16 protein-coding genes are annotated in these 22921 nt (G+C 64.9%); 10 read left to right on the top strand and 6 right to left on the bottom strand.

What is annotated here, in order from left to right:
* Positions 1-100: 100 nt before the first annotated feature.
* From AC23D4_RS02215 to AC23D4_RS02185, 7 genes are all read left to right on the top strand, one after another.
* Entirely contained in the window at positions 101-904 is an 804-nt protein-coding gene (locus AC23D4_RS02215) for a Crp/Fnr family transcriptional regulator (protein WP_472887336.1), read from the top strand.
* Between the two features lie 142 nt (positions 905-1046).
* Entirely contained in the window at positions 1047-1493 is a 447-nt protein-coding gene (locus AC23D4_RS02210) for a PRC-barrel domain-containing protein (protein ID WP_472887337.1), read from the top strand.
* Positions 1494-1875: 382 nt separating this feature from the next.
* On the top strand, positions 1876-2106 hold the full coding sequence (locus AC23D4_RS02205) for a hypothetical protein (protein ID WP_472887338.1): 231 nt from the start codon (positions 1876-1878) through the stop codon (positions 2104-2106).
* A gap of 183 nt (positions 2107-2289) precedes the next feature.
* The gene (locus AC23D4_RS02200) at positions 2290-4494 is read left to right on the top strand and encodes an EAL domain-containing protein (protein ID WP_472887339.1); all 2205 of its coding nucleotides are present in this window, start codon (positions 2290-2292) and stop codon (positions 4492-4494) included.
* Positions 4487-4858 carry an MASE3 domain-containing protein gene (locus AC23D4_RS02195; protein ID WP_472887340.1) on the top strand — a complete coding sequence of 124 codons (372 nt, stop codon included), beginning with the start codon at positions 4487-4489 and terminating at the stop codon, positions 4856-4858. Before AC23D4_RS02200 ends, AC23D4_RS02195 begins: the two co-directional genes overlap by 8 nt.
* A 6-nt stretch (positions 4859-4864) precedes the next feature.
* The gene (locus AC23D4_RS02190; protein WP_472887341.1) at positions 4865-6631 is read left to right on the top strand and encodes a sensor domain-containing diguanylate cyclase; all 1767 of its coding nucleotides are present in this window, start codon (positions 4865-4867) and stop codon (positions 6629-6631) included.
* 68 nt (positions 6632-6699) lie between these two features.
* Positions 6700-9117, top strand: a complete 2418-nt coding sequence (locus tag AC23D4_RS02185; RefSeq protein ID WP_472887342.1) for a GspE/PulE family protein — start codon at positions 6700-6702, stop codon at positions 9115-9117.
* Positions 9118-9183: 66 nt separating this feature from the next.
* Here AC23D4_RS02185 and AC23D4_RS02180 read toward each other — a convergent pair whose 3' ends face one another.
* From AC23D4_RS02180 to aceE, 4 genes are all read right to left on the bottom strand, one after another.
* Complete coding sequence (locus AC23D4_RS02180; RefSeq protein ID WP_472887343.1) at positions 9184-10983, bottom strand: sensor histidine kinase; 1800 nt, start codon at positions 10981-10983, stop codon at positions 9184-9186.
* A 215-nt stretch (positions 10984-11198) separates the two neighbouring features.
* Positions 11199-13037, bottom strand: a complete 1839-nt coding sequence (gene lpdA / locus AC23D4_RS02175; RefSeq protein WP_472887344.1) for a dihydrolipoyl dehydrogenase — start codon at positions 13035-13037, stop codon at positions 11199-11201.
* Positions 13038-13046: 9 nt separating this feature from the next.
* The gene (gene aceF / locus AC23D4_RS02170) at positions 13047-14735 is read right to left on the bottom strand and encodes a dihydrolipoyllysine-residue acetyltransferase (protein WP_472887345.1); all 1689 of its coding nucleotides are present in this window, start codon (positions 14733-14735) and stop codon (positions 13047-13049) included.
* Between the two features lie 18 nt (positions 14736-14753).
* Positions 14754-17456, bottom strand: a complete 2703-nt coding sequence (gene aceE / locus AC23D4_RS02165) for a pyruvate dehydrogenase (acetyl-transferring), homodimeric type (protein WP_472887346.1) — start codon at positions 17454-17456, stop codon at positions 14754-14756.
* Between the two features lie 205 nt (positions 17457-17661).
* On the opposite strand from aceE, the gene AC23D4_RS02160 reads away from it, so the two are divergent.
* The 3 genes from AC23D4_RS02160 (at position 17662) to folD (ending at position 21771) form a co-directional block, all read left to right on the top strand.
* Positions 17662-20220, top strand: coding sequence for a PAS domain-containing sensor histidine kinase (locus tag AC23D4_RS02160; protein WP_472887347.1), 2559 nt, complete (start codon positions 17662-17664; stop codon positions 20218-20220).
* Complete coding sequence (locus AC23D4_RS02155; protein WP_472887348.1) at positions 20217-20843, top strand: response regulator transcription factor; 627 nt, start codon at positions 20217-20219, stop codon at positions 20841-20843. The genes AC23D4_RS02160 and AC23D4_RS02155 overlap by 4 nt, the downstream gene beginning before the upstream one ends.
* A gap of 79 nt (positions 20844-20922) precedes the next feature.
* A complete protein-coding gene (gene folD, locus AC23D4_RS02150; RefSeq protein WP_472887349.1) occupies positions 20923-21771 on the top strand; it encodes a bifunctional methylenetetrahydrofolate dehydrogenase/methenyltetrahydrofolate cyclohydrolase FolD in 849 nt (282 codons plus the stop codon).
* Between the two features lie 111 nt (positions 21772-21882).
* On the opposite strand, the gene AC23D4_RS02145 is transcribed toward folD, so the two are convergent.
* A complete protein-coding gene (locus AC23D4_RS02145) occupies positions 21883-22347 on the bottom strand; it encodes a DUF4149 domain-containing protein (RefSeq protein ID WP_472887350.1) in 465 nt (154 codons plus the stop codon).
* Positions 22347-22823, bottom strand: coding sequence for a transcription elongation factor GreA (greA, locus tag AC23D4_RS02140; RefSeq protein WP_472887351.1), 477 nt, complete (start codon positions 22821-22823; stop codon positions 22347-22349). Before greA ends, AC23D4_RS02145 begins: the two co-directional genes overlap by 1 nt.
* Positions 22824-22921: the final 98 nt, after the last annotated feature.

Below are 22921 nucleotides of genomic sequence, written 5' to 3'. Positions count from 1 at the left end.
TTCAACCCTGCTTCCCGCCATCCAGGCCAGCAGGGACATCGACAGTCTCATGACCTCAATGGTCGGGGCTCCGATGGAACGACATGTCCAAGGAGGCCGCATGACAGCCACCGCATCACGGTTCAACAAGAACCAACTGCTTGCCGCCCTTTCCAGCGCCGAATGGCAGCATCTCGAGCCCGACCTGGATTGGGTCGATCTGGAGGCCGGCACCGTCCTGCATTCCAGCGGCAAGGCGCTGCACCATGTGCACTTTCCGGCCAGCGCCACCGTCTCCCTCGTGTCCTCGATGGCCGACGGCGCCTCGGCCGAAGTGGCCGTGGTGGGCAGTGAAGGCATGGTCGGCGTCTGCGCCTTCATGGGCGGCGCCAACCCCTTGAGCGACGCCGTGGTGCAGCGACCGGGCCAGGCCTGGCGCATGAGCACGGCGGCCGTGCTGCACCACACGCGCCGCTCGCCCGATTTCATGCAGAAGTTGCTGGGCTACACCCAGGCCTTGTTCACCCACATGGCGCAGTGTTCGGCCTGCAACCGCCACCACGCGCTGGACCAGCAGCTGTGCCGCTGGCTGTTGCTGCACCTGGACCGCCAGGAAGGCACCGACATGCAGATCACGCAGGAACGCATTGCCTGCCTGCTGGGCGTGCGCCGCGAGGGTGTCACCGGCGGTGCACTCAAGCTGCAGAAGGCCGGGCTGATCGACTACCGCCGGGGCCACATTTCCATCATCGACCGCCGCGGCCTGGAAGCGCGCAGCTGCGAGTGTTACGGCGTGGTGCGACAGGCCTATGACCGTTTGTCGGGCGCCCACACCGCGCCTCGCCGGTCGTCAGGGGTTTCCGACCTCGGGCTGGCCACCCTGGTGGTGCACCGCCAACGCCAGCCTCTGCTGATGACCGCCTGAACTTTGCGTGGTCGCGCCGGCGGTGCCGTACGGCCCGACACGCGACCCGTTCACCCCTGCAATTGCCAGGTGTCCCAAAGCCACGCTGGCGCACGCAGACCTCGCCCCTCCATGCACCCCCTCTTTTTTTGGGAGACATCACATGAACTACGAAGAACGCGATTCCTTCGGCATCTACGCTGCCACCACCGCCATGGACGACACCGTCCCGCAGCGCAACCGCGGCCCTGGCCCGTACCTGATGGGCGCCGACACCCTGCTGGGTAACGACGTCGTCAACGCCAAAGACGAAGACCTGGGCGACATCAAGGAAATCATGCTCGACATGCGCACCGGACAGGTGAGCTACGCGGTGCTGTCGTTTGGCGGGTTCCTGGGCCTGGGCGAAAAACTGTTTGCCGTGCCATGGACCGCGCTGAAGCTGGACACGATCAACAAGCGCTTCGTGCTCGACGCGAGCATGGACCGCCTGGAGAGCGCGCCCGGCTTCGACAAGAACGACTGGCCCGACATGGCCGACACGGCCTGGGAAAAGGGCGTTCACGACTTCTACGGGACCCGGCCGTACGTGGAACCACGCGGCAACTGAGCCTTTCAAACAACCCGCCGCCTCACTGCCAACGTGAGTCGCCATGAGCCCGCGCAAGCCACCTCGCTGCGCGGGCTTTTCCCTGTGCCTGGCACCGAGCGATCGCCCAGGGCCGAACCGGCCAGTACCGCCGTATCAATCTGGCGCGTTGCCGAGGCCGCAAATGCCGATGCGTCTGCCGTGGATCCAATCCGGTTCGCTGGCGGTGGTGAGCCGCTCGGCATGGAGCAGCACCAACACGCCCAGGCCAGCGGTTGGTCCATGTTGGGGGCGCCCTGGCTCATGGCAAGGCCTTGCGTACGGCGCAGGCACTTCCGTGCGTTGACGAACCGACCCGCGAAGATGGATGTGCCAAGCTCGCGCTTTACTGAAAAGGACACACATGGCTCAAACCGCACGCATTGTGGGCAAGGTTGAATACCGGGGAGGCGACGGTCCTGCCGTGGAGATTCGCGAAGGCCCGGTGGAGGTATCGCTCTCCAATACCGACGCCACCTTGAGCTGGGTCGAGGAGGATACCCACGGCTCTGCCGCCATGCCCATTGGCGACTTCCGGCGCTACGTGAAGGAAGGGAAGCTCAAGCTCGATGGACCGGTGCAGGCCGAGGCCTGAGCCGGCACAACACGCCGACAGGCGCCGAAGTTGCCCGAACGGCGGGAGCAAACCGTGGTACAAGGAATTTTTGCAACGCAACGTGCGTGTGCAGACATACCGAAGATCCTCATTCAATGAAGACAAATTTCCCTTCCTGCTCGGCGCGAGCGGCATTGAGGTTGCCGTCAACCTGACTGACACGTGGACCAAAACCCTGCCCCAGTCGACCACATCGTGAGCAGCGGTGCCCGGTACAGCTTCCGTCTCTATGTGGCGGGCGATGCACCCAATTCGGCGCTCGCCAGAAAAAACCTGTACGCGTTGTGCAATGAACAACTGGCTGGCCGACACGACATAGAAGTTGTTGATGTCTGCCAGGAGCCTGAGCGGGCGCTGACCGACCGGATTTTCATGACGCCAGCACTGCTCAAGCTGGCTCCTGCTCCGGCGCGCGTCATTCTGGGCGCATTGAGCCACACCCAGGCTGTGCTGCCGGCACCGGACATGGCGGATGCGGCAGGCACTGCCGCCACGGCTGAAGTCGCGGCTCTGATCAGGACCTTGTTCGAGACCAGCCAGCGCCTGGAGGACCTGACGGCCGGGGAGGTGGACACTGTCGCCGACCACGAGGGCAAGACCTTCCTTCTGCGCCATGCCCAGGAGCAACTGCGGCTGACGGAGGCGGCCAAGCAGGCATCGATCCTCAATGCGTTCCCGGCCCATATTGCCGTTCTGGACAACCAGGGCGTGATCACTTCAGTCAACGAAGCCTGGCGGCATTTCGCAGCGGCCAACGGCATGGCGAGCCCGAACTTCGGTCTGGGCATGAACTATCTGGATATCTGTGGCAGCACACAGGGTGATGAAGCCACCATGGCAGGACAGATTTCCATCGGCATCCGCAGCGTCCTTGACGGCCAGGTCAAGAGCTTCGTCACCGAGTACCCGTGCCACTCGCCCACCGTGCAGCGCTGGATCCTGCTCATGGTGATGCCCCTGGCCCGGGACCGGCTGGACGGCGCCGTTGTGCTGCACCTGGACACTTCGCTCCAGCACAAGGCCGAGGAGCGGTTGCAATACCTTGACTACTATGACGAGCTGACGGGCCTGGCCAACCGCAAGCTGTTCATGGAACGCGTTGCACAGTTCGTGCGCAGCGCTGCGCCCGAACAAAACGAACTGGGTGTGGTCCTGATCGACCTGGAGCGTTTCAAGAACATCAACGACAGCCTGGGCCGCGACGCCGGCGACGAGCTGCTGAGGCAAGTCGCCGCCTGGCTGACTCAGGCCATGGACGACGCCAGCCTTGTGGCCCGCCTGGACGCGGACCATTTTGCTTTGGTCCTGCCCCAGTTCTTCCGGAAGCAGTCGAGCGTGGGCCGGATGATCGAGGACAGCACGCTCGCCTTCAGGGAACACCCCTTCATGCTGAACGGCAAGGCGTTCCGCGTGGCCGCCCAAGCCGGCATTGCGCTGTTCCCGGGCGATGGCGCCGATGCAGATGTGCTGTTCAGGAACGCCGAGGCCGCGCTCAAGCGGGCCAAGGCAGAGGGCGCAAGCTACCTGTTCTACAACCCGGAAATGAACGCCAGTGTGGGCAGCCAGCTGACCATGGAGAACCAGCTGCACCAGGCATTGACCAAGGGCCAGTTCGTTCTTCACTACCAGCCCAAAGTCGATCTTGCCACCGGCAAGCTCACCAGTGCCGAGGCCCTGCTGCGCTGGAACCATCCGGAAACCGGGCTCGTTCCGCCCGACCGTTTCATCCCCTTGCTGGAAGACACCGGCATGATCCATGAAGTCGGGCGCTGGGCGCTGGGCAAGATCGTCGAAGACTATCTGCGCTGGCGCGCGGCGGGCCTGCCTGTCGTGCGGCTGGCCATCAATGTTTCGTCCGTACAGCTGCGCGATGCCGGCTTCAGCGCCGAAGTCAGGCGCCTGGTGGCTGCCAACCCGCTCTCGCAGCAGGGACTGGAGCTGGAGATCACCGAGAGCGTGATCATGAAGGACATGGAAATCACCATCGACAGCCTGCGGGAGATCCGCGCGCTGGGCATCACCATCGCCATTGACGACTTTGGCACTGGCTACTCGTCGCTCAGCTACCTGTCCAGGCTGCCCATCGATACCCTGAAGATCGACCGCTCCTTTGTCACGGCGATGACGGACGGCCCGCAGGCGCTCGCGCTGGTGGCCATCGTCATCAACATGGCGCACACGCTCAAGCTCACGGTGGTGGCGGAGGGCGTCGAGACCGAGGAACAGGCCGGCCTGCTGCGCGGGCTGAGCTGCGACGAGATGCAGGGCTTCCTGTTCAGCAAGCCGTTGCCGGCCGATGAGTTCGAGGCGAAGTTCCTGGCCGTGCCAGGCACGGGTGACATCCCTGCGGACATCCACCATGCCTGAAGTTCTTCACCCTGCACCCGAGCCCGACGCTGCAATGCGCAGGGTGGTCAGCTATGCCGGCCTGACCGTATTGATCCTGCTGGCTTTCCTGTCTGTACGCCACGCCGGCTGGAAAAGCGACATGGTGTTTCACACCCTGCTTGAAACCGTGTCGACCATGCTGGCGGCGGTCGTGGGCTGCCTGGCGCTGGTCCGCTACTACAGCGAGAAGAAGACCATGTTCCTCTTCATCGGCATGGGGTTTGTGGCCACGGCGGTCCTGGACGGTTTTCACGGCGTCTTCAGTTCCGCCCACTTCATGCACGAGTTCCCGGACGCTTCGGCATCGCGTATCTACTGGAGCTGGGCCGTGTCGCGCACCTAGCTCTCATTGCTGCTTTGGCTCAGCTGCCTGTTCTGGCAGCGCGAACAGCGCCTGGGCCCGGCCGGCAGGATCGCCGATGGGGTGGTCTATGCCATGGTGGGTGTGCTGGCGCTGGCGTGCTATGGCGTGGTCGAACTGCTGCCCATGCCACCTGCCGTCCAGGACGGCAGCCTGATCACCCGCCCCCAGGACCTGCTGGCTGCGCTGTTCTTCCTGCTCGCCCTGCTGGCGTACCTGCGCAAGGGCCACTGGCGGGTGTACCACTTCGATCACTGGCTGGTGCTCAGCCTCATCATCGGCTTCATGGGGCAGGCGCTCTTCATGGCGACGTCGAGCGAGCTCTTTGACGCGATGTTCGACGGCGCCCACCTGCTCAAGATCGCCTCCTATCTCTGCGTCCTGATCGGCCTGCTCTTCAGCATGCACCGCCTGTACAAGGAGTCGCTGGTGCGGCAGGAGCTGGTGTTCAAGAACACCATCCTCGCAACGCAGCAGGAGCTCTCGCGCGAGGCCATCCTGGTGGTGAATGGCCATGAAAAAATCATTTCCTACAACCGCAACTTCATCGATCTGTGGGGCATCAGTCAAAGCGTGATGGACACCGGCTCGGAAGCCGATGCGCTCAGGCTCGCCGTGGCGCAGATGCAGGACCCACAGGCAGATCTTGCCCGCATCCAGTCTGTATACCAGCACAAGACCGAAAAGAGCAGCGAGGAAGTCACCCTCAAGGACGGCCGCATCATCGACCTCTACTCCGCGCCGATGCTCGGTACGGACGGCACCTACTACGGCCGGGTCTGGTACTTTCGCGACATCACAGAGCGCAGGCTGGAAGAACGCAGAGTCCAGGACGAACGCAATTTTTCGGACAAACTGATCGCCAGCCTGCCGGGCACCTTCTGCGTGTTAGACACGTCCGGGAAGTACATCCGGTGGAACGACCGGCAGAAGGAGCTGCTGGGGCTGTCGGACGCACAGATGGCCTCTTCCCATGCGATTGACTTCGTCGATGCAGCCGATCGGCCGCGGATCATGCAGCACATCCAGCAGACCCTGGAACACGGATCGGCCACGGCCGAGACCCGCGTCACCGGCCTGCGCGGCCCGCGCGACTACACCTTCAGCACCATGCGCATCAACATGTCTTCCGGCGACTACGTCATTGCCGTGGGCAGCGACATCACGCTGCGCAAGCAGGCCGAGCGCGAGGTGCAGACGCTGCAGGAACTGTTGCGCGAACAGGCCATCCGCGACCCGCTGACCGGTCTGTACAACCGCCGCTATCTGGACGAAACCATAGGACGGGAACTCATCAGGGCACGACGTTCCGGCCACGAGATGGGCATCATCATGTGCGACATCGACTTCTTCAAACGCGTCAACGACACCTGGGGCCACCTGGCGGGCGATGAGGTGCTCAAGGCATTCGCCGCCCTGCTCTCCCGCAATGCCCGGGGCAGCGACATCGTGTGCCGCTACGGTGGCGAGGAGTTCCTCCTGCTGCTGGCGGACATACAGCCCAACCTGGCGTACCAGCTGGCGTACCAGCGCGCAGAGAACCTGCGCATCGCACTGGAAGCGATGTCCATTGCATTCGGGGACACCGCCATCCGGGTCACTGCGTCCTTCGGCGTGGCGAAGTTCCCGGAGCACGGCACCACGCAGGACGAGCTGGTCCAGGCTGCCGACAGCGCCATGTACCTGGCCAAAACCGGCGGGCGCAACCGCGTGGTGATCGCCTCGACACCGGCCGCTCCAGCGCTGCCTGCCTGACAGGGTACGGTGCCCAACAGACGATGGCATGCGCGAACTGAGACTGCAGAACGCAAGGAAGCACCGACATGACACTGCCCCCCACAGACAAGCGTCCGCCGGCGGCGCCCGCGGGCCTCAACTGGCCAGCCCCCCACCACATGACCGTGCTGGACCCGGGCGCGGCCTCGCGTGCCGAGCCGTGCCTGGTCACCATGCTCAACGGGGACGAGCTCAGGGCCACAGTTGTCCGGATTGACTTCGAGGCGAGGCGCCTTGAGATGATGCCGGCCGGCGGACCGGTGCAGATGCTGCCGTTCGCGGCATTCCGCAGCCTCTACCTCACCCGTGCCATCGAGGTCGAGCCCATCGCGCTACCCGTGTCCGCCGGTTCGGCGGAGGACCGGCCCAGGCGCGAAGCACGCAGCTGCACCATCACTTTCAAGGACGGGACCGTGCTGGAGGCGCAGGTAACTTCTGCACTGTCCAGCAAGGCGGGCATGTTCCTGTTTGTCGTGGACCATGGCGGGACGGTGCTGCGCTGGTTCCTGCCTGCGGATGCCGTGGGCAGCTACCGGCTGGGCGAGCCGCTGGGGCAGGCGCAGCACTCGGCCAACGACATCACGCGGGATGCCCTGCAGGCGGCGCTCGTCACCCAGCAGAACCTGCGTACCCGCAAGGCAGGCGAGTATCTGGCGGAGCCGGGTATCGTCACGCGCGAGGCGCTTGAGGACGCCTTGCTGCGGCAAAAAAGCTCGTCAACCCGCAAGCTCGGCGAAATCCTGGTGCAGAACGGCATCATCACCGTGGCGCAGCTTGCAGAGGCGCTGGACCGCCAGGCCGGTGACCGGCGCAAGCTCCTGGGCGAGGTCCTGCTGGAGATGGGCGCCGTCACGCACGAGGTCATCCGCAAGGTGCTGGTGGAGCAGTTGGGCATGCCGACCGTGAACCTGGCGCGGTTCCAGTACGACCCCAACGCCATCCTGGCCATCTCGCCAGAACTTGCGCACAAATACCTGGTGATGCCCCTGTACCGGACGGACAAGCGGATAGCCGTCGGCATGGAGAACCCGCTGTCGTGGGAGGCGCTGCATGAGCTGGAGTTCTTCACCGGGCTCAAGGTCGATCCTGCCATGGCGGTGCGCGAAGACCTGCAGGCCGCCGTCGAGCAGTTCTATGGCGGCACGACAGAGGAGGAGCAGATCGCCAGCCTGGTGGAAAAGCTCGGTCTGGAAGGCCCCAAAGGGGTGGTGTCCGTGCTGCAGTCGGTCACCGACTCGGACAACACGCTGGTGCGCATGGTCAACAAGATGATCGTGGATGCTTTCGACCAGGGCGCCTCGGACATCCACATCGAGTCGGGCGCCGCCGACAAGCCCAGCCGGGTGCGCTTCCGGGTGGACGGTGTGATGGCGCCCTACATCAATGTGCCGCCCAACTTCCGCTCGGCGCTGGTCTCGCGCCTGAAAATCATGAGCGAGCTGGACATCTCCGAGCACCGCCGGCCGCAGGACGGTCGCATCCGCTTTGACGACTTCGGCCCGAGGCACATCGAACTGCGCGTCATCATGATGCCCACGGCCAATGGCCTGGAAGACGTGGTCATGCGCCTGCTGGCACCGCCGCGCGCGCTGTCCATTGACCAGCTCAGCCTCTCGCCGCGTGACCTGTCCGCCCTCAAGGCCATCGCCGGACGATCCTACGGGCTGCTCTTTGTCTGCGGCCCCACGGGCTCGGGCAAGACGACCACGCTGCATTCGCTGCTGAGCTTCATCAACACGCCCGAGCGCAAGATCTGGACGGTTGAGGACCCCATCGAGATCACCCAGGAGGGGCTGTGCCAGGTGCAGGTCAACACCAAGCTGGACCTGACCTTTCCCAACGTGTTGCGCAGCTTCATGCGCGCCGACCCCGACGTGATCATGGTGGGCGAGACCCGCGACCCGGAAACGGCGCGCACCGTGATTGCCGCGTCGCTCACGGGGCACCTGGTGTTCTCCACGATGCACACCAACAGCGCTGCGGAAAGCATCATCAGGCTGCTGGACTTCGGCCTGGACCCGTTCAACTTCTCGGACGCGCTGCTGGGCGTGGTGGGCCAGCGCCTGGTCAGGCGGCTGTGCACCGCATGCAGCACCGCCCGGGTGGCTTCGAGCGAAGAGATGGATGCCCTGGCCCACGAATATTGCCGGGATACGCAGGCCAACCCACAGGAGATGGTGACCCGCTGGCGCTCCCGCTACGGCGCCGCTGACGGCAGCGTGATGCTGCATGCCCCCGTGGGCTGCCCCGTGTGCGATGGCAGTGGCTACAAGGGCCGCATGGGCGTCTATGAAGTCCTCGTAGCGACGCCCGCCATCAAGGCCAAGATCCAAAACCGTGCCACGGTGGCGGAGGTGCAGCAGAACGCCATCGACGACGGCATGATCACCTTCGAGCAGGACGCCATTGAAAAAATCCTGCAGGGCTTTCTTGACCTCAAGCAGGTGCTGCTGAACTGCCGCTGAACCGGCCTGCATGGATGGCCAGGCTGTTGGCCAGCACCTCATGAACCCCTGTGCGGCCTTTGTGGTTCAGGCGGAAGGCGTCTGATCCGACCCCAGGGGGACTTGCGGCAAGGCGATACAGAACGTGGCACCGTTGCCTGGCACCGCATGTGCAGCAATCGCACCGCCATGCCGGTGCACGATGCGCTGCACAGTGGCCAGCCCGATGCCGATGCCAGGAAACTCCTCCTGGCGGTGCAGGCGCTGGAAAGGCTTGAACAGGCGCTCGGCGTGGGCCATGTCGAAGCCGGCACCATTGTCTGAAACGCAGAACCCGCGCAGGCCGCCGACCTCGCCCCAATACACGCGGATGGAAGGCGCCGCGGTCGCGCCAGTGTATTTCCAGGCGTTGTCGAGCAGGTTGACGAGGGCACTGGCGAGCATGCGCTCGTCGCCCTGCACGATGATGCCGTCCTCGACTTCGACCGCAACCCGCCGTCCGGGCTCTGCCTCGGCCAGTTCGCCCAGCCGCTGGCGCGCCAGCGCCGACAGATCGACACGGTCTTGCCGCAACTCGCCACGCGTGCTGCGCGACAAGGCCAGCAGGCCGTCGATCAATTCACCCATCTTGTGGACGGCCGCCGCGATGTGATCGAGATAGGACTTTGCCTGGCCTTGCAATGAAGCACCGAAATCCTCCTGCAGCGCCTGGGAGTAGCCACTCATCGAGCGCAGCGGCGCCCGCAGGTCGTGCGAGACGGCGTAGGCGAACGTCTCGAGCTCCCGGTTCGCGGCGGTCAGTTCGGCCGTGCGCAGGGCCACACGGGCTTCTAGGGTGGCGTTGATTTCGCGCAGAGCGGACTCCGCCGCCTTGAGCGCGTCGATGTCGGTGTGGGCCCCCAGCATGCGCAGCGGTCGTCCGTCGGCGGACCGTTCCTCGATCTCGCCCAGTGAAAGGATCCATTTCCAACCACCCTCCCGGGTGCGCAGGCGATGCTCGACGCGGTAGGCACGCAATTGCCCGCCCAGATACGCCTCCAGCGTCTTGAGCACCCCGGCACGGTCCTCTGGATGCAGGCGCTCACGCCAGGCAGCACACGATTCCTGGAACGACAGCGGATCGTGACCGAGCATGGCGGCGTACTCCGGGCTCACCGTCACCGAGCCCGTCTCCAGGTTCATGTCATAGAGGCCCTGCTTGCCGGCCGCCAGCGCCAACCGCAGGCGTTCTTCGCTGTCATGCAGGGCTTTCTCTGCTTGTCGGCGCCCGGTGATGTCGCGCGAGATGCCGAAGGTGCCGAAAGCCCTGCCCAGCTCGTCGCGCAAAGGTCCCTTGGTGGCGAGAAACACCCGCTCGCCCTCGGCGGTGTTCAATCGCTCTTCGTTGGTTTCAACCTGTCCGGAAGCGAAAACCCGGCGGTCGATGGCCATGAGCAGCGCCGCCTGCTCGTTCGGGAATGCGACACGATCGTCGTGTCCCAGCAAGTCCTCGGCGGACTTGCCCATGTACCGGGCCGCCGCGTTGTTGACCAGCAGATAGCGCCCCTGGTCATCCTTGGCAAAGATGGCGTCGTCGGAACTCTTGACGATCGCGGCGAGCAGCTGCGTTGCCCGCCACTTCTCTTCGGCTTCCGCCCGTTCACGCTGGTGCGACGCATTCAGCTGACCGACCAGGCGCGCAACCAGTACATAGAGCACCAGGGTGGTGACCGCAACGAAGAACCAGCCTTTGGCCGTGCTGGCCCACACGAGCGACTCGGGGTCGCGGAACAGCAGCCCCATGGCCCAGTCGGACAGCAGGATCCACAGCCCGGCGAAAACGGCATACAGCAGCGCCACACGAAGTGCGCCTTGCGAGGGTTTGGATGGGGCGTGGTCGGTGTTCATTGAAACCGGATTGTCAGGCACTTGGATGGCTGTTCTCTGGAAGATCTTCCCTACCCTGCTTCCCTGTATCGGCGGGTGCACGGCTCAGGCAAGCAGTGCCCCCTCGTTGAAACGCCACCACACCCTGCTCCGTTCCGATGGATGCTCGCTGACCACATGGCAAAGGCCCGAACCGCTGCCGGTTCGGGCCTTTGCTGCCTGAGCGCTGAAACGGGTTACTTCTTCCCCGGCGGCAGATCGGTACACGACCCATGCGCCACCTCCGCCGCCATGCCGATGCTCTCGCCCAGCGTGGGGTGCGGGTGGATGGTCTTGCCGATGTCCACCGCGTCGGCGCCCATCTCGATCGCCAGCGCGATCTCGCCGATCATGTCGCCGGCGTGCGTGCCGACCATGCCGCCGCCGAGGATCTTGCCGTGGCCGTGCGCCTCCGGGCTGTCGTCGAACAGCAGCTTGGTCACGCCTTCGTCGCGGCCGTTCGCAATGGCGCGGCCTGAGGCCGTCCACGGAAACAGGCCCTTCTTGACCTTGATGCCCTGCGCCTTGGCCTGGTCTTCGGTCAGGCCCACCCAGGCCACTTCGGGGTCTGTGTAGGCCACGCTGGGGATCACGCGGGCGTTGAACGCGGCCGCAGCCAGCTCTTTGTTGCCCTGCAGTTCACCAGCAATCACTTCCGCTGCCACGTGCGCTTCGTGCACCGCCTTGTGCGCCAGCATGGGTTGGCCCACGATGTCGCCGATGGCGAAGATGTGCGGCACGTTGGTGCGCATCTGGATGTCGACGTTGATGAAGCCACGGTCCGTCACGGCCACACCGGCCTTGTCGGCGGCGATCTTCTTGCCGTTGGGCGTGCGGCCCACCGCCTGCAGCACCAGGTCGTAGACCTGGGGCGCGGGTGCGGTACCGCCGGGTTCGGCGCTCTCGAACGTCACCTCGATGCCTTCGGGTGTGGCCTTGGCCCCCACCGTCTTGGTCTTGAGCATGATGTTGTCGAAGCGCTTGGCGTTCATCTTCTGCCAGATCTTGACCAGATCGCGGTCGGCGCCCTGCATCAGGCCGTCGAGCATTTCCACCACGTCCAGGCGCGCGCCCAGCGTGCTGTAGACCGTGCCCATTTCCAGGCCGATGATGCCGCCGCCCAGGATCAGCATGCGCTTGGGCACATCCTTCAAAGCCAGTGCGCCGGTGCTGTCCACCACGCGCGGGTCGTCGGGCATGAAAGGCAGGCGCACCGCCTGCGAGCCGGCGGCGATGATGCATTTCTTGAAGGCCACGACCTTCTTGCTGCCGGTTTTCTCCTGGCCGGTGCCGGTGGTCTCTTCCACTTCGACGTGGTTGGGGCCAACGAAGGCGCCGTAGCCGCGCACGGTGGTGACCTTGCGCATCTTGGCCATCGCGGCCAGCCCACCGGTGAGCTTGCCGATGACCTTTTCCTTGTGGCCGCGCAGCTTCTCGATGTTGACCACCGGACGGCCGAACTCCACGCCCAGGTCCGCCATGTGGCTGACTTCGTCCATCACGGCAGCCACGTGCAGCAGCGCCTTGGACGGGATGCAGCCCACATTCAGGCACACGCCACCGAGCTGGGCGTAACGCTCGACGATCACGACCTTGAGGCCGAGGTCGGCGGCGCGAAAGGCGGCGGAATAGCCGCCGGGGCCGGCGCCGAGCACGAGCAGGTCGCATTCGAGGTCGGCGCTGCCGCCGAAGCTGGCGGCGGCAGGGGCAACGACCGGAGCTGCGGCCGGGGCAGCAGCGGGTGCTGGCGCAGCAGCGACAGGTGCTGCGGCTGGCGCGGCGGGCGCGCTGGCAGCGCCCTCACCGTCCAGCACCAGCACCACCGAGCCCTGCTTGACCTTGTCGCCGAGCGCAACCTTGAGCTCTTTCACCACACCCGCGTGCGACGAAGGAATCTCCATCGAGGCCTTGTCGGACTCCACGGTGATGAGCGACTGCTCGGCCTTGACGGTGTCACCGGGTTTGACCAGCAACTCGATCACGGCCACTTCGTCGAAGTCGCCAATGTCGGGAACTTGAATATCGATCAGTGCCATCGTCATTCCTTAAAGAAGAACGCGACGGAAGTCGCCGAGGATCTGGCCGAGGTACGCGTTGAAGCGGGCCGCAGCGGCGCCGTCGATCACGCGGTGGTCCCAGGTCAGCGACAGCGGCAGCATCAGGCGCGGCTGGAAAGCCTTGCCGTCCCACACCGGTTCCATGTTGCTCTTGCAGACGCCGAGGATGGCGACCTCGGGCGCGTTGATGATGGGCGTGAAATAACGGCCACCGATACCGCCGAGGCTGGAGATGGTGAAGGTGGCACCACTCATTTCGGCCGGGCTCAGTTTGCCGTCGCGCGCCTTCTTGGCGAGCTCGCCCATTTCCTGGCTGATCTGCAACACGCCCTTTTTGTCGGCGTCCTTGATCACGGGGACCATCAGGCCGTTGGGCGTGTCGGCCGCGAAGCCGATGTGCCAGTACTGCTTGTAGACCAGCGAGTCGCCGTCGATCGAACTGTTGAACTCGGGGAATTTCTTCAGCGCGGCCACGCTGGCCTTGATCAGGAACGCGAGCATGGTGACCTTCACAGCGCTGGCGCTGTTTCCAGATTTCGCGCTCTTCTCGTTTTCCAGGTTGGTGGAGACGCGGAAGGCTTCGAGGTCGGTGATGTCGGCGTCGTCGTGGTTGGTGACGGCCGGGATCATGACCGCGTTGCGCAGCAGGTTGGCGCCGCTGATCTTCTTGATGCGGCCCATCTCCTTGCGCTCGATGGGGCCGAACTTGGCGAAGTCCACCTTGGGCCAGGGGATCAGGCCCAGTTCGGAGCCGCCACCACCGGTGGATGCCGGGGCCTTGGCCTTTTGAGCGGCGGTTTGCACCGCGCCGGCCATGACCGACTTGGTGAAACCCTGCACGTCATCCAGCGTGATGCGGCCCTTGGGGCCTTTGCCCTGAACTTCGGCCAGCGGCACACCGAGCTCGCGGGCGAACTTGCGCACCGAGGGTGAGGCGTGCGGCAGGCCCAGCGCCGGGGTGCCGGTGGGGTTGTGGGCGGACGCGGCTTCCACCGACGCTGTGGCGGCCGCGGGAGCGGCCACGGCGGCGGCTGGCGCAGCTGCAGAGGCGGGCGCTGCGGCTGCTGGGGCTGGAGCGGCCGCGCCAGCGGCGCCCTCCAGGATGGCCAGCAGGTCACCAATGTTGACCGTGTCGCCGACCTTGACCTTGAGCTCCTTCAGCACGCCAGCGTGCGACGAAGGGATCTCCATCGAGGCCTTGTCGGACTCGACCGTGATCAGGCTCTGCTCGACCTTGACGGTGTCGCCGGGCTTCACGAACACCTCGATGACGGCGACGTCCTTGAAGTCGCCGATGTCCGGCACAAAGACCTGCACCGGGCCTGAGGCCGCGGGTGCGGCCTCAGGTGCGGCAGCAGCCGGCGCCGGAGCAGGTGCAGCCACCGGTGCGGGCGCAGCAGCGGCCGGAGCGGCCGCAGGCGCCGGCGCAGCGGCCTCACCAGCGGCTTCCACCACCAGCACCACCGAGCCCTCTTTCACCTTGTCGCCCAGCGCGACACGCAGTTCTTTCACCACGCCAGCGGTGCTGGACGGGATCTCCATCGAGGCCTTGTCGGACTCGACCGTGATCAGCGACTGCTCGGCCTTGACCGTATCGCCCACCTTCACCAGCAGTTCAATGACCGCCACTTCATCAAAGTCGCCGATGTCCGGGACCTTCACTTCTACCAGTGCCATGTTCTTGTCTCCGGATATTTACGCGTAGAGCGGGTTGATCTTCTCGGTCTTGATGCCGTATTTGGCAATCGCCTCGGCCACCTTGGCCATCGGCAGCTTGCCCTCATCGGCGAGCGAGCGCAGAGCCGCGATGACGATGTAGTGGCGGTTGATCTCGAAGTGCTCACGCAGCTTGCTGCGGAAGTCGCTGCGGCCAAAACCGTCGGTGCCCAGCACCTTGTAAGAACGGCCCTTGGGCATGAACGGACGGATCTGCTCGGCGTAGTTCTTCATGTAGTCGGTGGAAGCGACCACCGGGCCGGCGTGCTTCTCCAGCTGTTGCGCCACGAAGGGCACGCGCTGCGGCTCGGTCGGGTGCAGCATGTTCCAGCGTTCGGCGTCCTGGCCGTCGCGGGTCAGCTCGTTGAAGCTCGGGCAGCTCCACACATCGGCCTGCACGCCCCAGTCGGTGGCCAGCAGGTCCTGGGCCGCGATGCTCTCCCGCAGGATGGTGCCGGAACCCAGCAGCTGCACGCGCTGCTCACCCTGGGCGCCCGGCTTGCACAGGTACATGCCTTTGATGATCTGCTCTTCGGTGCCCGGCGTGAGGCCCGGCATGGCGTAGTTTTCGTTCAGCAGGGTCAGGTAGAAATACACGTTGTCCTGCTTCTCCACCATGCGCTTCAGGCCATGGTGCAGGATCACGCCGACTTCGTGCGCGAAGGTCGGGTCGTAGCTGATGCAGTTCGGGATCGTGCCGGCCAGGATGTGGCTGTGGCCGTCTTCGTGCTGCAGGCCTTCGCCGTTGAGCGTGGTGCGGCCCGAGGTGCCACCGAGCAGGAAACCGCGCGCCTGCATGTCGCCCGCGGCCCAGGCCAGGTCGCCGATGCGCTGGAAGCCAAACATCGAGTAGTACACGTAGAACGGCACCATGATGCGGTTGCTGGTGCTGTAGGAAGTGGCCGCCGCGATCCAGCTGCTCATGCCACCGGCTTCGTTGATGCCTTCCTGCAGGATCTGGCCGGCCTTGTCTTCCTTGTAGTACATGACCTGGTCTTTGTCGACCGGGGTGTACTGCTGGCCAGCCGGGTTGTAGATGCCGATCTGGCGGAACAGGCCTTCCATGCCGAAGGTACGGGCCTCATCCACCAGGATGGGCACCACGCGCGGGCCCAGGGCCTGGTCGCGCAGCAACTGGGTGAGGAAGCGCACATAGGCCTGGGTCGTGGAGATTTCGCGGCCTTCGGCGGTCGGCTCCATCACACTCTTGAAGATCTCGATCGAGGGCACGGTGAAGCTCTCGTCGGCCTTGGTGCGGCGCTTGGGCAGGTAGCCGCCGAGGGCCTGGCGGCGCTCGTGCAGGTACTTCATTTCCGGTGTGTCGTCGGCTGGCTTGTAAAACGGCAGCTTGGGCAGCTCGCTGTCGGGGATCGGCAGGTTGAAGCGGTCGCGGAAGATCTTGATGTCTTCGTCGGTCAGCTTCTTGGTCTGGTGCACGTTGTTCTTGCCCTCGCCCGATTTGCCCATGCCAAAACCCTTGACGGTCTTGATCAGCAGCACGGTCGGCTGGCCCTTGTGGTTGACCGCCTTGTGGTACGCGGCGTAGACCTTCTGAGGGTCGTGCCCACCACGACGCAGATTCCAGATGTCGTCGTCGCTCATGTGCGAGACGAGCTCCAGTGCCTTCGGGTCGCGACCGAAGAAATGCTTGCGCACATAGGCACCGTCGTTGGCCTTGAAGGCCTGGTAGTCGCCGTCCAGCGTCTCCATCATGATCTTGCGCAGGGCGCCGTCCTTGTCGCGCGCCAGCAGCGGGTCCCAGTTGGAGCCCCAGAGCAGCTTGATCACGTTCCAGCCGGAACCGCGGAACTCGCCTTCGAGTTCCTGCACGATCTTGCCGTTGCCGCGCACCGGACCGTCCAGGCGCTGCAGGTTGCAGTTCACCACGAAGATCAGGTTGTCGAGGTTCTCGCGCGCGGCCAGGCTGATGGCGCCCAGCGACTCGACTTCGTCCATTTCACCGTCGCCACAGAACACCCAGACCTTGCGGTTCTCGGTGTTTGCGATGCCACGGGCGTGAAGATACTTGAGGAAGCGCGCCTGGTAGATCGCCATCAGCGGACCCAGGCCCATGGACACGGTGGGGAACTGCCAGAACTCTGGCATGAGCTTGGGGTGCGGGTAGCTCGACAGTCCCTTGCCATCCACTTCCTGGCGGAAGTGCAGGAGCTGTTCTTCGGTCAGCCGGCCTTCGAGGTAGGCGCGTGCGTACACGCCGGGCGACACGTGGCCCTGGATGTAGAGACAGTCGCCACCGTGGTTTTCGCTCTCGGCGTGCCAGAAGTGGTTGAAGCCGGCGCCGAACATGTGGGCCAGCGAAGCGAATGAGCCAATGTGGCCACCCAGGTCGCCGCCGTCTTCGGGGTTGTGGCGGTTGGCCTTGACCACCATCGCCATCGCGTTCCAGCGCATGTAGGCGCGAAGACGTTCTTCGATCTCGATGTTGCCCGGGCAACGGGCTTCCTGGTTGGTCTCGATGGTGTTGACGTAGCCGGTGTTTGCAGAAAACGGCAGGTCGATGCTGTTCTGGCGGGCTTCCTCCAGCAGCTGTTCCAGCAGGAAGTGCGCGCGCTCCGGGCCCTCGCGCTGAATCACGGCGCCCAGCGCCTCCATCCATTCGCGGGTTTCCTGGGAATCGATGTCCCCCATACCACGGTCATTGAGAGCGTCTGACGCTGACATGTCTGTCTCCTGTTGGTTTGAAATCAAGCTTAAAGCGGCCTTTCCGCGCTGTGGTGAATTTTTGCACATTGGCGGATAAATTTCAATATGTGCTTTTAATTTCTACATTATGAAATGCTAGAAAACGGGATGAAACTGCAACCCGGGGCATTTGTTCGCGGCGTTCAGAGCGGTGGCGTGTCGCCTCACGTAGACTCGATCATCCATGCCGCCCACCACGAATACCCCTTCACCGCAGCCGGACAAGCGCTCGCCTTCGGCCCTGCTGCGCCAGTGGTGGCTGCGCCTGCCGCCATCCCGCCAGGACCGCTTTGCCACCCTGGCGCCTTTGCTGGCCGTGCTGCTGTTTCTGTCGGCCATCGTGGTGGCCATCACCTACCTGCGCTACGAAGAGCTGGAGCGCGAGCAGGAAGCCGTCACCCGCGACGTGGAATACGCGCAGCAACGCCTGCGCCTGCGCCTGCTGGAACGCCAGGAACAGCTGATGCGCCTGGCGCGCGAGGTCGACAACAAGGAAATCAGCAGCGAAGAGTTCGAGTTCCAGGCCGAAAACCTGATCAGCCAGTTCCCGGAGCTGTTGGCCGTCAGCTGGGTGGACGGTCGGCGCCATGTCCTGACCACCTACGCCTCGCCCAGCGCGCCGCCCGCTCTGGTCCGGCTGCCCGGGAGCACGCTCGCCCCCAACGAAACCGATGGCTCGTTTGACCTGGCGCGCGACCTGCGTCAACCCATCTACTCGCGGCCGCTGGGTGAAGATCCGCGCCAGGCCACGCTGATGCTGCAGGTGCCGTTGACCGAGCAGGGCCGTTTCGCGGGCACGGTGATGGGCGAATATTCGGTCGACGGCCTGCTGCGCTTCGGCATTCCGCCCGAGATCATGGCGCGCTACGCCGTGGCCCTGATCGATGACCGGGGGCGCGTGCTGGCCGGCAGCCTGCAGTCGCCCAACACCGTGCTGCGCCTGCTGCCCTGGTCGTCTCAGCCGCTGGAACACGAAGTGCCTGTGTCACCGGTCGGCAACGGCCTGATCCTGAAGGCGCAGGGTTATCGCACCTCGCAGGACATCGTCGGCAGCGGCTTCTTCTGGGTCATCGGTGCGCTCAGCGCGCTCACGGTCTGGATGCTGCTTGGCACCTGGCGCCACACGCGCCGTCGCGTGCAGGCGCAGCAGGCGCTGGTGGCCGAAACCAATTTTCGCCGCGCGATGGAAAACTCCATGCTGACCGGCATGCGGGCGCTGGACCTGCAAGGCCGCATCACCTACGTGAACCCGGCGTTCTGCTCCATGACGGGCTGGACCGAGGGCGAGCTGGTGGGCCGCACGGCGCCCTTCCCCTACTGGCCGGACGAAGACCACGACCAGCTCGCTGCCCGCCTGGAAGACGAGCTCAGCGGCCGCTCCACGCCGGGCGGCTTCGAGGTGCGGGTGCAGCGGCGCGACGGCAGCATCTTCGACGCCCGCATGTATGTCTCGCCCCTGATCGACCCCAAGGGGCACCAGACCGGCTGGATGACGTCGATGACCGACATCACCGAGCCCAAGCGCATCCGCGAAGAACTCTCGGCCTCGTACGAGCGCTTCACCACGGTGCTGGAAAGCCTGGACTCCGCGGTCTCCGTCGCCCCGCTGGGCAGCGACGAAATGCTGTTCGCGAACAAGATGTACCGCCTGTGGTTCGGCACCCGCGGCCAGGGCCATCGGCACCTGGTCGACCTGGCAGGCACCCAGCCATCGCCGAGCCCGGACGACGGCGATGCGGTCGACGCTTTCGCCGGCATGCCCACCGAAACGCTGACCGATGCCGGCTCGGAAAACGCCGAGGTGTTTGTCGAGGAGCTCGACCGCTGGCTGGAGGTGCGCACGCGCTACCTCACCTGGGTGGACGGCCGTCTCGCCCAGATGGTCATTGCGAGCGACATCACCCCGCGGCGCACCGCCGAAGAGCAGGCTTCGCGCCAGGCCGAACGCGCCCAGACCGCCAGCCGCCTCATCACCATGGGCGAGATGGCATCGAGCGTGGCGCACGAACTCAACCAGCCACTGACCGCCATCAGCAACTACTGCAACGGCATGATCACGCGGCTGAGCGAGCAGCGCATCAGCAACGAGGAGCTGCTCGGCGCGCTGGAGAAAACCTCGCGCCAGGCGCAGCGCGCCGGCCAGATCATCCAGCGTATCCGGGCCTTCGTGAAACGCAGCGAACCCAACCCCATGCCGTCCGACGTGGCGCAGATGGTGGCCAACGCGATCGAGCTGGCCGACATCGAGCTGCGGCGCCAGCAGGTGCGGCTGTCGCCTTACGTGGCCGCGCGCCTGCCCAGCCTGATGGTCGACCCGATCCTGATCGAGCAGGTGCTCATCAACCTGCTCAAGAACGCGGGCGAGGCGATTGCCCAGGCGGGCCGCCCACCGGGCGAGCGCTATGTGGAGCTGCGCGTCGGCCCGCGCCGCCTGGACGACGAAGAAGTGGTGGAGTTTTCGGTACGCGACTCCGGCAACGGCGTGCCCGACGAAATGATCGAACGCATCTACGAAGCCTTCTACAGCACCAAGAGCGAAGGCATGGGCATCGGCCTCAAGTTGTGCCGCAGCATCGTCGAGTCGCACCACGGCAGGATGCAGGTACAGAACATCTACAATGGCGAAGAGGTGGTGGGTTGCTGTTTCAGCTTCTGGATACCGGTGCAAACCCGACTCCTGCCAGAAAATACGGCGCCCGCTGCACCTTCCGCGTCGTTGACGGATACAGAAAGATCGAGATGAGTTTGATCCCCAAAAAAGGCAATGTCTATGTGGTCGATGACGACGAAGCCGTTCGCGACTCCCTGCAATGGCTGCTCGAAGGCAAGGATTACCGGGTCCGCTGTTTCGAATCGGCAGAAGCCTTTCTCAGCCGCTACGATGCCCGCGAAGTGGCCTGCCTGATTGCAGACATCCGCATGGGCGGCATGACCGGCATGGAACTGCAGGAAAAGCTGATCGAACGCCAGTCGCCCCTGCCCATCGTCTTGATCACTGGCCATGGCGACGTGCCCATGGCCGTGGAATCCATGAAAAAGGGCGCGCTGGACTTCATCCAGAAACCCTTCAAGGAAGACCAGCTGGTGGCCTTGGTCGAGCGCATGCTGGAAACGGCCAAGGAGGCTTTCGCCACGCACCAGCAGGCCGCCAGCCGCGACGCCCTGCTCTCCAAGCTGACCGGACGCGAAGCCCAGGTGCTGGAGCGCATCGTCGCCGGGCGCCTCAACAAGCAGATCGCCGACGACCTGGGCATCAGCATCAAGACGGTGGAAGCGCACCGTGCCAACATCATGGAAAAGCTCGGCGCCAACACCGTGGCCGATCTGCTCAAGATTGCCCTGGGGCAGGCACCAGCCAAGGCTTGAGCAAGCCACTCTCCAGTCCAACGCCCGCCGGTGCCCTCGGCGGGCGTTTCCATTTCCAAACCACTCCACCACCCACGCCATGACCGCCCAACTGATCGACGGCAACGCCCTCTCCCGCCAACTGCGCGCCGATGTCGCCGCGCGCGTCACCGCGCTCAAGGCCAAGGGCATCACGCCCGGTCTGGCCGTGGTCCTGGTCGGTGACAACCCCGCTTCACAGGTCTACGTGCGCAACAAGGTCAAGGCCTGTGAAGACACCGGCATGCATTCGGTGCTGGAGACCTGGCCGGCCAGCATGAGCGAAGCCGACCTGCTGGCCCGTGTGGACGCGCTCAACCACGACGCCACCATCCACGGCATCCTGGTGCAGCTGCCGCTGCCGGCACACATCGACGCGCAGAAAGTGATCGAAGCGATTTCGCCCGCCAAGGACGTGGACGGTTTTCACATCGCCAGCGCCGGCGCCCTGATGACCGGCCTGCCCGGCTTCTGGCCCTGCACGCCCTATGGCTGCATGAAGATGCTGGAGAGCATCGGTTACGACCTCAAGGGCAAACACGCGGTCGTGATCGGCCGCAGCAACATCGTGGGCAAGCCCATGGCCATGATGCTGCTGCAGCAGAACGCCACCGTCACCATCTGCCACAGCGGCACGAAAGACCTCAAGGCCATGACGTTGCAGGCCGACGTGATCGTGGCCGCCGTGGGCAAACGCAACGTTCTGACGGCCGACATGGTCAAGCCCGGCGCCGTGGTGCTCGACGTGGGCATGAACCGCAACGACGAAGGCAAGCTCTGCGGCGACGTGGACTTTGCGGGCGTCAAGGAAGTGGCGGGCTACATCACCCCGGTGCCCGGTGGTGTCGGACCCATGACCATCACGATGCTGATGGTGAATACGCTCGAATCAGCAGAACGGGTGGAATAGCGCACTGGTCGGCGCGCAGGGGCTTTCTATCTCAGGGCAACCGCGGAACCGGCTTCGCCGGGCCTCCAGTGCCGCCCCCTGGGGGGTGACGCCGCAGGCGGCGCGGGGGGGTTACTTAGCTGTTCGCCAAAGCACAGCGCCCGAACACAGCCACTGCCCCAGCACCATCAGCGTGCCCAGACCGTGCCACAGGCGCAGGTCGCCGCCGGTGGCGCGTGCCGTCACGATTTGCTGCGCCACGCCGAACTCCTGCAGCAGCGCCAGCAACATGGCCGCCAGCACGAAGCCCATGGTGGTCAGCACGCGCTGCATGGTTCGCAGTTGCTCCGGATCCACGGGCTCACCCGCCAGCGGGAAGTGCCCCAACGAACGTTGACGGCGCAGGATCAGCAACAAGGCCAGACCGAGCCCGAGCCCCGCCCAGCACTGCAGCGAAAACAGCTTCGCGGCCACCGGCCCGGCCACCGCCGGGCTGCCCAGGCTGGCGAACAGTGTCGGCACGGCCACAAAACTCAAGGACGAGATGCCGCCCCACCAGAGCGCCGCCAGGAACACCGCCAGCCGCTGCATGGGCATCAGGCGTAGCGCACGGCCACGATCTCGAAGCGGCGCGTGCCGCCCGGGGTCTGGACTTCGGCGGTGTCGCCCTCTTCCTTGCCGATCATGGCGCGTGCGATCGGGCTGCCAATGTTGACCAGGCCGAGCTTCAGGTCGGCCTCGTCTTCGCCCACGATCTGATAGGTCAGGGCGGCACCATCGGACACATCCTCCAGATCCACCGTCGCGCCAAACACAACCCGGCCGCCGGCGTCCACGGTGGTCGGGTCAATGATCTGGGCGGTCGAGAGCTTGCTCTCGATCTCGGCGATGCGGCCCTCGATGAAGCCCTGGCGATCCTTGGCCGCGTCGTATTCGGCGTTTTCACTCAGGTCGCCCTGGGCCCGTGCTTCCGCGATCGCGCCGATCACCCAGGGACGGTCCACGGTCTTCAGCCGCTGCAACTCTTCCTTGAGCTTTTCTGCGCCGCGTTTGGTGATCGGAAAGGTGGACATGTGAACGCTCCAGAGTCTCGGAAAAACAGGCCCGACGGCCCGCAAGGTACAAAAGGAAACCGCCGAGCGTTGCCGGTCGGCGGTGTATGGGGACATTA

It is taken from the genome of Hydrogenophaga sp. L76 (genome assembly GCF_057654755.1).
This window is presented reverse-complemented; position numbering and strand designations above follow the sequence as displayed.

Excerpts from the sequence above, each read along its gene's own strand:
- AC23D4_RS02215 (WP_472887336.1), top strand. The coding sequence starts at position 101 with ATGACAGCCACCGCATCACGGTTCAACAAGAACCAACTGCTTGCCGCC.
- AC23D4_RS02210 (WP_472887337.1), top strand. The coding sequence starts at position 1,047 with ATGAACTACGAAGAACGCGATTCCTTCGGCATCTACGCTGCCACCACC.
- AC23D4_RS02205 (WP_472887338.1), top strand. The coding sequence starts at position 1,876 with ATGGCTCAAACCGCACGCATTGTGGGCAAGGTTGAATACCGGGGAGGC.
- AC23D4_RS02195 (WP_472887340.1), top strand. The coding sequence starts at position 4,487 with ATGCCTGAAGTTCTTCACCCTGCACCCGAGCCCGACGCTGCAATGCGC.
- AC23D4_RS02185 (WP_472887342.1), top strand. The coding sequence starts at position 6,700 with ATGACACTGCCCCCCACAGACAAGCGTCCGCCGGCGGCGCCCGCGGGC.
- AC23D4_RS02180 (WP_472887343.1), bottom strand. The coding sequence starts at position 10,983 with ATGAACACCGACCACGCCCCATCCAAACCCTCGCAAGGCGCACTTCGT.
- lpdA (WP_472887344.1), bottom strand. The coding sequence starts at position 13,037 with ATGGCACTGATCGATATTCAAGTTCCCGACATTGGCGACTTCGACGAA.
- aceF (WP_472887345.1), bottom strand. The coding sequence starts at position 14,735 with ATGGCACTGGTAGAAGTGAAGGTCCCGGACATCGGCGACTTTGATGAA.
- aceE (WP_472887346.1), bottom strand. The coding sequence starts at position 17,456 with ATGTCAGCGTCAGACGCTCTCAATGACCGTGGTATGGGGGACATCGAT.
- AC23D4_RS02160 (WP_472887347.1), top strand. The coding sequence starts at position 17,662 with ATGCCGCCCACCACGAATACCCCTTCACCGCAGCCGGACAAGCGCTCG.
- AC23D4_RS02155 (WP_472887348.1), top strand. The coding sequence starts at position 20,217 with ATGAGTTTGATCCCCAAAAAAGGCAATGTCTATGTGGTCGATGACGAC.
- folD (WP_472887349.1), top strand. The coding sequence starts at position 20,923 with ATGACCGCCCAACTGATCGACGGCAACGCCCTCTCCCGCCAACTGCGC.
- AC23D4_RS02145 (WP_472887350.1), bottom strand. The coding sequence starts at position 22,347 with ATGCCCATGCAGCGGCTGGCGGTGTTCCTGGCGGCGCTCTGGTGGGGC.
- greA (WP_472887351.1), bottom strand. The coding sequence starts at position 22,823 with ATGTCCACCTTTCCGATCACCAAACGCGGCGCAGAAAAGCTCAAGGAA.